This window comes from Parasphingomonas frigoris (genome assembly GCF_036663815.1).
GTDB lineage: Bacteria > Pseudomonadota > Alphaproteobacteria > Sphingomonadales > Sphingomonadaceae > Sphingomonas.
In genome coordinates this window covers 738773-752718 of record NZ_JAXOJQ010000002.1, presented here as the reverse complement: position 1 = coordinate 752718, position 13946 = coordinate 738773, and the positions used below count along the sequence as shown (strand labels likewise).

Annotated in this window: 13 protein-coding genes; 9 read left to right on the top strand and 4 right to left on the bottom strand. The window is 67.9% G+C overall.

Annotated features, from left to right (window positions below):
* The first annotated feature begins 46 nt into the window (after nucleotides 1–46).
* The 8 genes from U1872_RS08970 (at nucleotide 47) to U1872_RS08935 (ending at nucleotide 10397) form a co-directional block, all read left to right on the top strand.
* Nucleotides 47–283, top strand: coding sequence for a hypothetical protein (locus U1872_RS08970; protein ID WP_332792534.1), 237 nt, complete (start codon nucleotides 47–49; stop codon nucleotides 281–283).
* Nucleotides 284–333: 50 nt separating this feature from the next.
* On the top strand, nucleotides 334–2397 hold the full coding sequence (locus tag U1872_RS08965) for an ATP-binding protein (protein ID WP_443025365.1): 2064 nt from the start codon (nucleotides 334–336) through the stop codon (nucleotides 2395–2397).
* A gap of 202 nt (nucleotides 2398–2599) precedes the next feature.
* Nucleotides 2600–4063, top strand: coding sequence for an efflux transporter outer membrane subunit (locus U1872_RS08960; RefSeq protein ID WP_332792532.1), 1464 nt, complete (start codon nucleotides 2600–2602; stop codon nucleotides 4061–4063).
* On the top strand, nucleotides 4064–5437 hold the full coding sequence (locus U1872_RS08955) for an efflux RND transporter periplasmic adaptor subunit (RefSeq protein WP_332792531.1): 1374 nt from the start codon (nucleotides 4064–4066) through the stop codon (nucleotides 5435–5437).
* Nucleotides 5427–6299, top strand: a complete 873-nt coding sequence (locus U1872_RS08950) for an ABC transporter ATP-binding protein (RefSeq protein ID WP_332792530.1) — start codon at nucleotides 5427–5429, stop codon at nucleotides 6297–6299. The genes U1872_RS08955 and U1872_RS08950 overlap by 11 nt, the downstream gene beginning before the upstream one ends.
* Nucleotide 6300: 1 nt before the next feature.
* Nucleotides 6301–7509: an ABC transporter permease gene (locus U1872_RS08945; protein ID WP_332792529.1), complete on the top strand. Its 1209-nt coding sequence runs from the start codon at nucleotides 6301–6303 to the stop codon at nucleotides 7507–7509.
* A 206-nt stretch (nucleotides 7510–7715) separates the two neighbouring features.
* Nucleotides 7716–8648, top strand: a complete 933-nt coding sequence (locus U1872_RS08940; protein WP_332792528.1) for a 50S ribosomal protein L11 methyltransferase — start codon at nucleotides 7716–7718, stop codon at nucleotides 8646–8648.
* Nucleotides 8649–8873: 225 nt separating this feature from the next.
* Nucleotides 8874–10397: a hypothetical protein gene (locus U1872_RS08935; RefSeq protein ID WP_332792527.1), complete on the top strand. Its 1524-nt coding sequence runs from the start codon at nucleotides 8874–8876 to the stop codon at nucleotides 10395–10397.
* A gap of 9 nt (nucleotides 10398–10406) precedes the next feature.
* On the opposite strand, the gene U1872_RS08930 is transcribed toward U1872_RS08935, so the two are convergent.
* A complete protein-coding gene (locus U1872_RS08930) occupies nucleotides 10407–10778 on the bottom strand; it encodes a hypothetical protein (protein ID WP_332792526.1) in 372 nt (123 codons plus the stop codon).
* Entirely contained in the window at nucleotides 10775–11644 is an 870-nt protein-coding gene (phhA, locus tag U1872_RS08925) for a phenylalanine 4-monooxygenase (RefSeq protein ID WP_332792525.1), read from the bottom strand. Before phhA ends, U1872_RS08930 begins: the two co-directional genes overlap by 4 nt.
* Nucleotides 11645–11730: 86 nt before the next feature.
* Between phhA and U1872_RS08920 the strand changes: the two genes are divergently transcribed.
* Nucleotides 11731–12441: an esterase/lipase family protein gene (locus U1872_RS08920; protein ID WP_332792524.1), complete on the top strand. Its 711-nt coding sequence runs from the start codon at nucleotides 11731–11733 to the stop codon at nucleotides 12439–12441.
* Nucleotides 12442–12500: 59 nt separating this feature from the next.
* On the opposite strand, the gene U1872_RS08915 is transcribed toward U1872_RS08920, so the two are convergent.
* Both U1872_RS08915 and U1872_RS08910 read right to left on the bottom strand, forming a co-directional pair.
* Nucleotides 12501–12779, bottom strand: a complete 279-nt coding sequence (locus U1872_RS08915) for a hypothetical protein (RefSeq protein WP_332792523.1) — start codon at nucleotides 12777–12779, stop codon at nucleotides 12501–12503.
* Nucleotides 12779–13804 (bottom strand): glycerophosphodiester phosphodiesterase, encoded by a 1026-nt coding sequence (locus tag U1872_RS08910; RefSeq protein ID WP_332792786.1) that lies wholly within the window; start codon nucleotides 13802–13804, stop codon nucleotides 12779–12781. Before U1872_RS08910 ends, U1872_RS08915 begins: the two co-directional genes overlap by 1 nt.
* Nucleotides 13805–13946 lie beyond the last annotated feature (142 nt).

The window sequence follows — 13946 nt, the reverse complement described above, 5'->3', positions numbered from 1 at the left end:
GTGGCATGATCGCGGCCATCCCGACCCGTTGTGCGAGGGTCGCCGCGTGACCTGGCGGCGGGCTTTGGCTGCGGTGCTTTGGACCGTTGCGCTGGCTGGTTTCGCCGTCTGCATCGGGTTCATCACGCTGTTTGGTGATTGCCCGGAGCATGTGATTTACGGTTGGAGTGGCGGCACCGCCTGCAGCGACCAGAAACGCCTTGTCGCCAATTGCATCCTTTTCGGGTTTCCCTTGCTCTGGCTGGTGGGAACGATCGGCATTTTTCGGTTTCGGAGACGCTAGTGTTCAAGAAAATCCTGGTCGCGAACCGCGGCGAAATTGCCTGCCGTGTGATGCGCACCGCCAAGAAGATGGGGATCGCCACCGTCGCGGTCTATTCCGACGCCGACGCCCGCTCCCCGCACGTCCTGATGGCCGACGAGAGTGTCCGGCTCGGGCCGCCGCCGGCAGGCGAAAGCTATCTGCTCGCCGACCTGATCCTCCTCGCCGCCAAGGAAACCGGCGCGGACTGCATCCACCCGGGCTACGGCTTCCTGTCCGAGCGCGAGAGCTTCGCGCGCGCTTGCGCCGATGCCGGGATCGCCTTCGTCGGTCCGCCGCCCAAGGCCATCGCCGCGATGGGCGACAAGATCGAATCGAAGAAGCTCGCCAAGGCGGCAGGCGTCAACGTCGTCCCCGGTTTCCTCGGCGAGATCGCCGATACCGAGGATGCGGTGCGGATCGCCAGCGAGATCGGTTATCCGGTGATGATGAAGGCCTCGGCCGGCGGCGGCGGCAAGGGGATGCGGCTGGCCTATTCCGAGCAGGACGTGCGCGAGGGCTTCGAGGCGACCAAGCGCGAGGGGCTCGCATCGTTCGGCGACGACCGCGTGTTCATCGAGAAATTCATCGAGTCGCCGCGCCATATCGAAATCCAGGTGATGGGCGACCAGCACGGCAACATCGTCTATCTCGGTGAGCGCGAATGCTCGATCCAGCGGCGCCACCAGAAGGTGGTCGAGGAAGCGCCGTCGCCGTTCGTCACGCCCAAGATGCGCAAAGCCATGGGCGAGCAGGCGGTCGCACTCGCCCGCGCGGTCGGCTATTTCTCGGCGGGGACGGTCGAGCTGATCGTGTCGGGCGCCGACGCCACCGGCGAGGGGTTCTACTTCCTCGAGATGAACACCCGTCTGCAGGTCGAGCATCCGGTGACCGAGGCGGTGACCGGGCTCGATCTGGTCGAACTGATGATCCGCGTCGCCGCCGGCGAACCGCTCGGGTTTACGCAGGAGGATGTCACGCTCAACGGCTGGGCGATCGAGAATCGCGTCTATGCCGAGGATCCGTATCGTGGCTTCCTGCCGAGCATCGGGCGGCTGGTGCGCTACAATCCGCCCGAAAGCAGCGAGACGCCCTATCTTTCCCCCTCCCGCTTGCGGGACGGGCTAGGGGAGGGGCGTGCCGCGGGCGACAACGCCCGGCTCGGTGAGACCTCCCCCACCCCCACCCCCTCCCCTGAAGGGGAGGGGCTCAAGGAGGTCTACACCCGCGTCGACGACGGTGTGCGCGAGGGCGGCGAAGTCAGCATGTTCTACGACCCGATGATCGCCAAGCTGATCACCTGGGCGCCGACCCGCGAGGAAGCGATCGACGCGCAGATCGACGCGCTCGATGCGTTCGAGATCGAGGGACCGGGCAACAATATCGACTTCCTCTCGGCGCTGATGCAGCACCCGCGCTTCCGCTCGGGCAACATCACCACCGGCTTCATCGCCGAGGAATATCCCGATGGCTTCCATGGCGCGCCCGCCGAGCCAGACCTGATCGAGGCGCTCGCCGCGATCGCCGCCTTTGCCGCAACCGCCGAGGCCGACCGCGCACGGCGCACAGACGGGCAACTCGGAAAGCGGCTGCGGCCGCCGTCGGAATGGTCGGTGCGGATCGGTGAGGCAGACCATCTCGTGTCGATCTCGACCGACGGGATCACCGTCGACGATGCCGATCTCGACATCGCGCTCGAATATACGCCGGGCGACCGCGTGGTCGAGGCCGAGCTCGACGATGCGCCGCTGACCGTCCGGATCGCGCGCACGCGCACCGGCTTCAAGCTCACCACGCGCGGCGCGAGCCATGTCGCGCGGGTGCTGCCGGCGCATGTCGCACCTTACGCGCAGCACATGATCACCAAGATCCCGCCCGATCTGTCGAAGTTCCTGCTGTGTCCGATGCCGGGCCTGCTGATGCGGCTCGACGTCGGTGCCGGCGACAAGGTGGAAGCGGGGCAGCCGCTCGCGGTGGTCGAGGCGATGAAGATGGAAAACATCCTGCGCGCCGAGAAGGCCGGAACGGTCAAGTCGGTCAGCGCCGCGCCGGGCGACAGCCTCGCGGTCGATGCGGTGATCCTCGAGATGGAGTGAGCACTGCGGCCTGCTCGCCGCGCAGCCGCCGCATTCGTGCCTTGGAGCCCTTCGACCGGCTCGCCAACGAGCGACGAAAAGGCCGAGGCGAGCAGATCGACAGGCGATCCGGGATAGATTGTTTGCGAATAGGACCGGTTCGCGACAGGTTGCGACAATTAAACGGTGGACCAGCCGCAGTGTGCTAGTTCACAGGAACACCATGCGCCACCGCCTTTCCTTGCTGCTCGCCGTCACCGTGCCGCTGACAGCGTGTACGGTCGGCCCGAACTATAGCCCCGCGACCCCCGCCTCGCTTGGCGTGCCCGAGGGCTATTCGGTGCCCGCCGATGGTCGCCCCGCGGCGGACCTGACCGCGTGGTGGACGACCTTCAACGATCCACTGCTGGCCCAGATCGTCGAGCGGGCGCGGACCAACAATCTTGATATCGCGCAGGCCGTCGCGCGGTTGCGGCAGGCGCGCGAATCGCTGGTGCAATCGCGCGCGCAGCTTCTGCCGACGCTGAGCGGATCGGGTGGCTATACGCGTTCGCAAAGCATTCGTGGCGGCACGACGACGTTGCCGGGCGGCGCGACCGTGATCACCGGGCGCGGATCGGGCGACACCGTCTCGCTCGGGCTCGACGTGCAATATCAGGTCGGGCTGTTCGGCGAGGTGCGCCGCACGGTCGAGGCGAGCCGCGCGCAATATCAGGCGTCAGGCTATGATTATGCGACGGTCGTGCTGTCGACCCAGGCCGAGACCGCGCGCAACTACATGCTCGCGCGGCTGTATCAGGCGCAGCTCGCCAATGCGCGCGATTCGCTGCGGCTGCAGGACGACAATCTCCAGATCGCGGGCTTCCGCGTGCAGGCGGGGCTCGTCTCGTCGCTCGATGCCGAGCAGGCACGGTCGCAGCGGGCCTCGACCGCGGCGACGATCCCGACGATCGAGCAGAATTACAATGCCGCGGTCTCGCGGCTCGGTGTGCTGACCGGCCAGGCGCCGGGCGCGCTGAAGGCCGAGCTCGCCGCGGTTCGGCCGATCCCGCGCGGACCCGACGCGGTGGCGGTCGGCGTCCCGATCGACACGCTGCGCCAGCGCCCCGACGTGCGCTCGGCCGAGCGCGCGCTGGCCGCGGCGACCGCGCAGATCGGGGTGTCCAAGGCGGCGCTCTATCCAGCGCTGGCGATCAGCGGCAGCGTCTCGACCGATGCCGCGCATATCGGCGACCTGTTCCAGAGCATCGCCGGCCAGGTGTTCGCCGGGCTGACGCAGGCAATCTTCAACGGCGGGCGGCTGCGCTCGCAGGTCCGCGCGAACGAGGCGGCGGCGGAAGGCGCGTTCGCGGCGTACAAGTCGACCGTGCTGACCGGGCTAGAGGATGTCGAGAATGCCGTCGTCGCCCTCGACAGCGCCAAGCGCCGCGCCGCCGAATTCGCCATCGCGCTCGATGCCGCTAACAACACCGCGCTGCTCGCGCGCACGCAGTATCGCGCCGGGCTGACCGATTTCACCACACTCAACACGTCGGAGAGCAGCCTGCTCACCGCGCGCAACGGGCTCAGCCAAGCACAGTCCGACCGCGCGACCGCGCTGGTCCAGCTCTACCTAGCGCTCGGCGGCGGCTGGGATAGTGCCGCCGATCCTACCGTCCTCCCAATCTCTCCCGCACAGGTACGATAGATGGCCGATCCCGCGCGCACCGACCTCAACGATTTCCTCGGCGCCAAGACCGTCCCGGCGTGGCGGCGCTGGGTGAAATGGGCGGCTGTCGGCGTCGGCGTGCTGCTGTTGCTGGTGCTGCTCAAGAGCTGCTTCGGCGGCACCGCCAAGGCTGATTATGCCAGCGAGGCGGTGACGCGCGGCACGCTTTCGGTCAGCGTGTCGGCGACGGGCAAGCTCGCACCGACCAACCAGGTCGATGTCGGCTCGGAACTGTCGGGGCTCGTCACCAAGGTGGTGGTCGACGTCAACGATCGCGTGACCAAGGGGCAGCCGCTGGCGCTGGTCGATCCCTCGCGCTTCCAGGATGCGGTCAACCAGAGCCAGGCCGCGCTCGATGCCGCGGTCGCCACCGTCGCGCAGAACCAGGCGACGCTGGCGCAATCGAACGCGACGCTCGCGCGCTATCAGGAGGTCAGCCGCCTGTCGGGCGGACGCGTTCCGGCCAAGACCGAGATGGACCAGGCGATCGCTGACAAGAACCGCGCGATCGCCAATTTGCGCGCGGCGCAGGCCAACGTCGCCTCGGCGCGCGCGACGCTGTCGTCGAACGCCACGCAGCTGGTCAAGACCGTGGTGCGCTCGCCGGTCAACGGCGTCGTGCTCGCCCGCCAGATCGAGCCGGGACAGACCGTCGCCGCCTCGTTCAGCACGCCGACCTTGTTCGTCATCGCCGAGGATCTCAGCCGCATGAAGCTCGAAGTCGCGATCGACGAGGCCGATGTCGGATCGGTCAAGGAAGGGCAGAAGGCGATGTTCACCGTCGATGCCTTCCCGGGCAAGACCTTCCCGGCGACGATCACGCGCGTCGACCTCGGGTCCAACCTGTCGGCGCAGTCGGCCTCGACGACGACGACCACCACCACCACGACGGCGGGGCAGGTCGTCTCCTATGGCGCGACCTTGAGCGTCGGCAACGCCGACCTGCAGCTGCGCCCGGGGATGACCGCGACCGCCGACATCACGACGACCGCCAAGGCCAACGTGCTGCTCGTCCCCAATGCCGCGCTGCGCTTCAAGCCGACCGATACGAATGCCAGCGCGAACAAGGGGATTGCCGGCGCGTTGCTGCCCGGCCGGCCGCGGCGCGGTGGTGCGGGGACCGGCAAGGGCGAGACGGTCAAGCGTGGCGGATCGCAGACGGTGTACGTCGCCGATGCGAAGGGTGTTCCGCAGCCGGTGCAGATCACGACGGGCGAGACCAACGGGTCGATGACCGAGGTGATCGGCGGCAACCTCAAGCCGGGCGATCAGGTGATCACCGGGCAGCTCGCTGCGGCCGCCTCGGGCGGCAGCAAGCGCAAGCGGTCGGGCGGGCAGGCCGGTGGCCAGTAACGCCGCCACCGCCGGCTCGGGTGCACAATATGTGCCGACGCTCGGCGCGCCGATCGTGTCGCTGCGCCAGGTCGTCAAGACATACGGCGAGGGCGCGACCGCGTTCCAGGCGCTCAAGGGGATCGACCTCGATATCGCGCAGGGCGATTTCGTCGCGGTGATGGGCGCGTCGGGTTCGGGCAAGTCGACGACGATGAACATCCTCGGCTGCCTCGACGTGCCGACCGGCGGGACCTTCCTGTTCAAGGGCGTCCATGTCGAGACGCTCGGCCGCGACCAGCGCGCCTTGCTGCGGCGCAAATATCTCGGCTTCGTGTTCCAGGGGTTCAACCTGCTCGCGCGCACGACGGCGCTCGAGAATGTCGAGCTGCCGTTGCTGTATCGCGGCGATGCCAAGAAGGAACGGCGCGCTTCGGCGATGGCGGCGCTCGACAAGGTGGGGCTCGCCGACTGGTGGGACCATACGCCGGCCGAACTGTCGGGCGGGCAGCAGCAGCGCGTCGCGATCGCGCGCGCGATCGTGACGTCACCGGCGGTGCTGCTGGCGGACGAGCCGACCGGGAATTTGGATTCGGAGCGCTCGATCGAGATCATGGAATTGCTCGCCGGACTCAATCGCGACAGCGGGATCACCGTGATCATGGTGACGCACGAGCCCGACATGGCGGCGTTCGCGCATACCATCGTGCATTTCAAGGACGGGCTGGTCGAGCGGATCGAAGCGCAGCATCGGGCGGGCGAGGTTCCGGCAGAATCCCCCTCCCGCTTGCGGGAGGGGTTAGGGGAGGGGCTGTCAACACGCGACGGCCCATCCGGACAAACCCTCCCCCAGCCCCTCCCGCAAGCGGGAGGGGAGCAGTAAGATGTTCGGCACCACACTCCTCCTCGCGCTCCGTTCGATCGCTCGCCACAAGCTGCGCTCGTTCTTAACCACGCTGGGCATCATCATCGGTGTCGCGGCGGTCGTCACGATGGTGACGCTCGGCCAGGCGACCACTGCTGCGGTGCAGAAGTCGATCGCCGCGCTCGGCACCAACATCTTGCAGGTCCGCCCCGGCCAGGGCTTCGGCCGCGGTGGCGGTGGTCCGCGTCCGCCCGACTTCAAGGCCGACGACCCTGCCGCGATCCGCGACCAGATCGCGGGTGTCACCGCGGTTGCGGCGCAGGCCGGCACCGCCGGCACCGCGATTTACGAAGGCGCGAACTGGTCGACGACGGTCAACGGCACGACCAACGCCTATTTCCAGGTCCAGCCCTGGCCGCTCGCCGAGGGGCGCTACTTCACCCAAGCCGAGGAAGCCGCGGGCAAATCGGTCTGCATCATCGGTAACACCGTCAACGACAATCTCTATCGCGGCGCGTCGCCGCTCGGCACGCGGCTGCGCATCGCGGGGATTTCGTGCGACGTGATCGGCTTGCTGTCGAAGCGCGGACAGGCGGGCTTTGGCGGTGACCAGGACGATGTCATCATCATGCCGTTGAAAACGGTTCAGCGCCGCTTCACCGGGACGACCGACCTCAAGCTGATGCTGGTCGGCGTCGACCAGGCCTATTCGAGCGCGGCGGTGCAATCCTCGATCGAGGATCTGCTGCGCGAACGGCGCAACATCAATGGCGGCAAGGACGACGATTTCAACATCTTCGATACCGCCCAGATTTCGGCGACGCTGACGCAATCGACGACGCTGCTGACCGGGATCGTCACCGCGGTCGCGGCGATCAGCCTGATCGTCGGCGGGATCGGGATCATGAACATCATGCTGGTCTCGGTGACCGAGCGCACGCGCGAGATCGGCATCCGCCTCGCGATCGGCGCGGTCGCCGACGAGGTGCTGATGCAGTTCCTGGTCGAGGCGATCGCCTTGTCGATGCTCGGCGGGTTGATCGGGCTGGTCGTCGCGCAGCTCGCGATCCTCGGGCTGGCACCGGTGATGAAGGTCGATTTCCTGTTCGTGCCGCAGATCAACCTGATCGCGTTCGGTATCTCGGCGGTGATCGGCGTCGTGTTCGGCTATTTCCCAGCCCGCCGCGCCGCCGCGCTCAACCCGATCGACGCCCTCCGCCACGAATAACCGCGCGAAGCGCAGCACCTTTTCTTCGTGTCTTCGTGTCTTCGTGTGAGCCATTCTTCTTTCTCCTCTGCGACGACGAAAAAGAAGAAGGGGTCTCACACGAAGACACGAAGCCACGAAGAACGCGCGTGGAAATAAGCGTCGCGGCCGATCCGGTCGTTAAGGCACGCTTGCGCGTGGGGGATGGGGCAGGCAGGACGCTCGCCATGACCAGCTGGAAAGTGACGCTCCCCTGCACCCGCGCCGAGGCCGAGGCGATCGATGCCGCCGATGACGTGGCCGATGGCATGGTGCTGATGACCACCGAACTCGAGGAGGACGATCGCGAGCATTGGCGGCTCGACGCCTATCTCGAGGACGAGCCGAGCCCCGCGACGATCGCTTCGATCCGCGCGCTCGCGCCGAGTGCCGGCGATGCCGCGCCGCAGATCGAGCAACTCCCCAACGAGGATTGGGTGACGCGCAGCCAGGATGGGCTCGAGCCGATCGCCGAGGGACGTTTCGTCGTCCACACCAGCGCGCATCCCGTCGCGGCTCCGGCAGGCGGTCGCGCCTTCCTGATCGAGGCGGGGCAGGCGTTCGGTACCGGGCATCACGCGACCACCTCGGGCTGTCTGGCGATGCTCGACCGCATGGCCGACCAGCGGTTCGCGCGCGCGATCGACGTCGGGACGGGTACCGGGCTGCTCGCCTTTGCGGTGCGGCATCTGTGGCCCGAGGCCGAGATCGTCGCGACCGATATCGACCCCAAGGCGATCCTCGTCACGCGCGAGAATGCCGCACTCAACGCGCTCGAGCGGATCGACCTGCTCGTCGCCGACGGTGCGCTCGACGACGGCATCACCGCGCGCGCGCCGTATGACCTGGTGATCGCCAACATCCTCGCCGGGCCGCTCGTCTCGATGGCGCCCGAACTCGCCGCGATCGCCGCGCCGGGGGCGACGATCGTGCTGGCGGGATTGCTCGACACGCAGCGCGGCGATGTCGTCGCGGCGTTTGTCGGCTGCGGCTGCACGCTCGCCGAGGTCGACCGGCGCGGCGATTGGACGATCCTGCGGCTGACCGCCGGGGCCGAGCGCTACGTTCCAACCAAGCCGATCGACCCCAAGGGGCGCGACGGCTGGGCGCTCGATCTCTAGGTTCGAGGGCATCCAGGTGCGTCCCGCACGGCCGTTCGGGTTGAGCCTGTCGAAGGCCCGCTCGCCCACGCAATCCCGGCGCAAGTGGAGCCGGGCCCTTCGACAGGCTCAGGGCGAACGGGGGAGAAAAGCGCGGGGAACGGCAAGGCACCGTCGAGCCCCGCATCTTTACCCGCGATTGGGTCTTTCGCGCTAAGAGCATGGCGACGCGCCAAGGAGTGAGCGATGCGGACTGACCATGGCGAGGCGCCCGCTCCTCGCATCGCGCCGTGGCTGTGGGGCATGGCACTGCTCGCGTTGCTTCCCTTTGCGGTCGCGTCGATCCCGTCGATGCCCGACTGGCCCGGGCATGTCGGGCGCTATCACGTCATGCTCGCCGCGGGCCGCTCGCCGCTGCTCAACCATTTCTATGTCTTCGACTGGCATCTCGTCGGCAATCTCGGCGTCGATCTGCTGGTCCGGGCGATCGGACCATCTCTCGGCGCCGAGCGTGCCGCCTGGCTGATCACCGCGACGTTACCGGTTCTGACGATCGCCGGTATCGTGCTGGTCGCCCGCGCGGCGGATCGGCGCGTCGGTCCAGCCGCGGCGATCGCGGCGTGCCTGGTGTTCGGCAATCCGCTGCTGTTCGGCTTCGTCAATTTCTGCCTCGCCCAGGCGCTCGCGCTGATCGCGTTCGCGGCGTGGATCCGGCTGCGCGAACGGCCGGTGTGGCTGCATCTTTCGGTGCTGGCGCCGCTCGGCTTCGTCGTGTGGCTCGCGCATGCGATGGGGTGGGGGGCGCTGGTGCTGCTGGCGATCGGGTTCGAACTCGAACGCGTCTGGTCGCGGCGCGCGGCGCTGGTGGCGGCAATCGGCGATGCCGCGCTGCGGGGCCTCGCGCTGATGCCGCCGCTCGTGGCGACGCTGGCATGGCGCAGCGGAGGGGCGGGCGCGGCGTTCGGCTATGGCGACGAGCTGCTCCAGCGCAAGCTGATGAACTGGGTGGTCGTGCTGCGCGGCGGATCGCCGGTGCTCGACATCGGCACGGTGCTGCTGCTTGGCGCGCTCGTCCTGCTGCTGGCGTGGCGCGGCAAGTGGCGGGTCGACTGGCGGATCGGCAATGGCGCGGTGCTGCTGATCCTGGCGTGCCTGTTCATGCCGACGACGGTGTTCGCGAGCTGGGGTGCCGACGAACGGCTTGCGCCGCTTGCTTTGATGATGGCGGCGCTCGCACTGCGCTGGCGCGGGACGGTGGCGGGGGGGATGCGGATCGTGCGGTTCGCCACGCTGCTGTTCGCGCTGCGGATCGGCGCGATCGCGTGGGGCTGGCATACGCTCGACGCGCAGTATCGCTCGAACCTCGCCGCGCTCGATTCCGTGCCGCGCGGGAGCCGGATCGCGGCGCTGGTGCTGACCAACGGCTGTCACGCCGGGTGGCGCAAGACGGCGTACCCGCATCTGCCTGCGCTCGCGATCGTCCGGCGCGATGCCCTAGTCAATGCCGAGTGGCCGATGACCGGCGCGCCGCTGCTGCGCGTGATCTATCCGCTGCCCGATGCGCTGCGCTACGATCCGTCGCAGATGATCGATGCGTACGATTGCGCCGGCCGGCCGACCGCGCGCGCGATCGACGCGCGGCTGGCGCGGATCGGGCCGGCGCAGTCCGACTATGTCTGGATGCTCGACACGCAGGGGCGCACCGGTCTGTGGCCGGGGCACACCCCGCTCTACCACGACGCAAGCAGCGCGCTGTACAGCGTGCGCTGAGCGCGGCGATCAGCTCCCGGGCTGCCACTCAGCGCGTTCGCGGCGCAGCGAGGCGAGCAGCGAATCGTAGACCACCTTGGCGCGCGTGAGACCGGCCTGGCTGCGCCCGCGATCGTCGATCGGCAGCTCGCCGCGCACCCCGAAACCGTCGCGCAGGAATTCGCGGTCATCGTAGCGCGTCTTGAAGGTCTGCAGGAAATCGCGGCATTCGGTCGCCATCGTCGCGCGCTGATCGAAGCTGAAGGTCGGAAGCACCTCGGCGAGCTCGGCATGCAGCGCCTTGAGGTTGCCGAAGATGTGCAGCCGCTCGGTCATGAACGCCTGCAGATTGGGCCACTGTTCCTCGGCTTCCGCCCAGCGTTCGCGCTCGGCCCGGCTCACTGCGCCTTCGCCACGGCATAAGCCTGCGTTCCGCGCGTCAGCAGCGTGTCGTCGGGCAGGATCTCGGCGACCGGAACGTCGGGTTGCTCCGCCAGCTGCTGGTAGAGCGGCGCGAAGTCGGTCTCGACCGTCACGCGCAGCAATTCCTCGAAGCTCGGGATGACGAAATAATTCTGCTGGAAATCGTCGATGCGATAGTCGGTGCGCATCACGCGCTCGAGATCGAAGGCGATCCGGTTGGGGCTCGGGTCGTCGAGCGCAAAGCGGCTTTCGGCGAAGCTCGACACGATCCCCGCGCCATAGATGCGTAACCCCTCGGGCTCGGCGACCAGCCCGAATTCGACCGTGTACCAATAGAGCCGCCCGAGATATTTCAGCGCATCGAGCCCCTGCGCGCGCTGCCCGCCGCGGCCGTACGCGGCGAGATAATCGGCGAAAACCGGATCGGCGAGCATCGGGACATGGCCGAACACGTCGTGGAACACGTCGGGTTCCTGCAGATAATCGAGCTGATCGGCGCGGCGGATGAAATTGCCCGCGACGAAGCGGCGATTGGCCATGTGATCGAAGAACACGTCGTCGGGCACCAGCCCGGGCACGGCGACGACCTGCCAGCCGGTCAATTGCATCAGCCGTTCCGACAATTCCTCGAAATCGGGAATTCCGGGTTTGGACAGCTTGAGTACATCTAACCCGCGCAAATAGGCGTCGGAGGCGCGTCCCGGCAGCAATTTGGCCTGGCGCGCGAACAAGGTGTCCCAGACATGATGCTCCTCCGGCGTGAAATGCGCCCAATCCTGCGGGATGGTCCAGTCGGTGGCGGCACCGGCGGGGGGCCGGTCGAGTACGTGCGTGGCTTCGGTCATCCGCGCAGGCTATCACAGGAAGCGGCAAGCGGGAAATGGTTGCGAATGAAACGGATATCGGAGCGGTGCGACGGGACGCGAAACCCATGCTGAGGGCGCCGTCGAAGCTGTTGCTCGCGCTCGAGGTGCCACGCGGGGCGTGGGGGCTGGCCTCGTTGCTCGGCGCGCGCGCGACGCTGGCGCAGGGGCCGCGCGGCGACGGGCGGCCGGTGCTGCTGCTGCCCGGGCTGTTCAACAGCGACGTGTCGGGTGTGTTCCTGCGCCGCTATCTGCGCACGCTTGGCTATCGCGCGGCGGGCTGGGGGCTCGGCCGCAACCTCGGGGTGCGGACAATCGGCGTCGAAGGCGAGCGGCTGCACGCGACGATCCAGGCGCTGTACGACGAGACGGGCGAGCGTGTGACGCTGGTCGGGGTCAGCCTCGGCGGGATCATGGCACGTTATGCCGCGCATCGCTGGCCCGAGCTGGTGCGCGAGGTCGTGACGATCAGCTCGCCTTTCGCCGGATCGCCGCGCGCGACCAATGTGTGGCGCGCGTTCGAACTCCTCACTGGCGACCGGATCGACGCGCCGCGGGTGATCGCGCAAGGCGCATTGGTCGCCAGCGCGCTGCCGGTCCCCGCCACCGCGATCTGGAGCCGCAGCGACGGGTTGGTCAACGGGATGATCTGCCACGGACCCGGCGAACGCGCGGTCGAGGTGCGCAGCAGCCATGTCGGCGTGCAGGTGCGCCCCGCGGTGCTGCTCGCGCTCGCGCACGTGCTGGGTGGCACGGATGGGATGGCGGCGGGGCAGTAGCGCGCTAAGCCTGTTGCCCCGAACGGGTCTGGGGCATCAGGCCGAAACGACAGCGATGCTCAGCGCCCGGCCTGATAGCCGTCGTAGCGATCGCAATCGTCGCGCCGTTGCGCGCGGCATTCGCGCGCCCAGCGGCGGCGTTCGGCGCCTTCGCGCGCTTCCTGCTTGCGCATCTTGCGGCCGTAGTTGCGATCCGATTCGGACTGGCTCGTCGTCGTCCAGTCGACCGCCTTTCCGGCCGCCTTGACCGGGAAGGTGACGATGCTGGCGGCGGTGCGGATGCAGCCGCCGGTGATCAGCGGGAGCAGGGCAGCGGCAATCAGAACGCGGTACTTCATCATTTTTCCTTCACGGCGTTGCGCACCTTAACCCCAATCCCTGGAAAATCGGTAAAGAAACCGTCGATGCCCAGTGCAAGGTAGCGCTGCATCGCTTGTTCGATCCGGCCGTGCGCGGCGGGATCGGTGCCGACCTGCAGGCTCGGCGGCAGGAAAATATTCTCGGCGCGGAAGGTCCACGGGTGCAGGCGCAGCCCGGCGGCATGGGCGTCGGCGACGAGCGAGGTCGGGGCTGCGTCGCCATTCTGGATCATCGCGAGGCCGGGGCCGATGCCGTACGCATAGCGTGCGATGGCCTTGAGGCCCGCCGGGGTCGCCATCGCGGCATAGCTTGGCGCAGCATGATCGGCCGGACCGCCGCTGCCATCCATCAGCTGGATCAGCCGCAACCCGGTCATCGTGTGGATGCGCTTGAGATTGTCGACCTCGAATGACTGGATGAACACCGGGTCGCTCGGTTTGTCCCAGCCCGCCGCCTTCAACTGCGCGACCAGCCGCTCGTCCATCGGGTGACCGATCGACGCGAAATAGCTCGGATGCTTGGTCTCGGGATAAATGCCGATGACGCGCCCGCCGACCGAATGCTGCTTGGCGAGCGTGATCACCTCGGCGAGCGTGGGCACCTCGAACTGCCCGTCGTAGCGGGCGTTGTCGGGGCGCAGCTTGGGCAGGCGCTCGACCGCGCGCAGCGTCTTCAGTTCGGCGAGCGTGAAATCCTCGGTGAACCAGCCGGTATGGCTTTCGCCGTCGATGACCTTCGTCGTGCGGCGCGCGGCGAATTCGGGATGTTTGGCGACATCGGTGGTCCCGCTGATGTCATTCTCGTGCCGCGCGACGAACACGTCGTCCTTGGTCAGCACGAGATCGGGCTCGATGAAGTCGGCGCCCTGCTCGATCGCCAGCGTATAGGACGCGAGCGTATGTTCGGGGCGCAGCCCGCTGGCGCCGCGATGCGCGATCACGATCGGCGGCGAGAGCGGCTTGACGGCCGGATGGGCGACGAGCGGGGGGGCGGGGTGGGGCATCGGCGCAGTCTGCGCGATCGCGGTGCTCGACACCAGCAGCAGCGCGGCGTGCGTGACGATCCTTGCGGCAATGGTGTAGGCGTGTGGCTTGGCCGTCATGATCGATACCCTCGGTTCGCGTCGTTGCCGCCCGCGATGCACG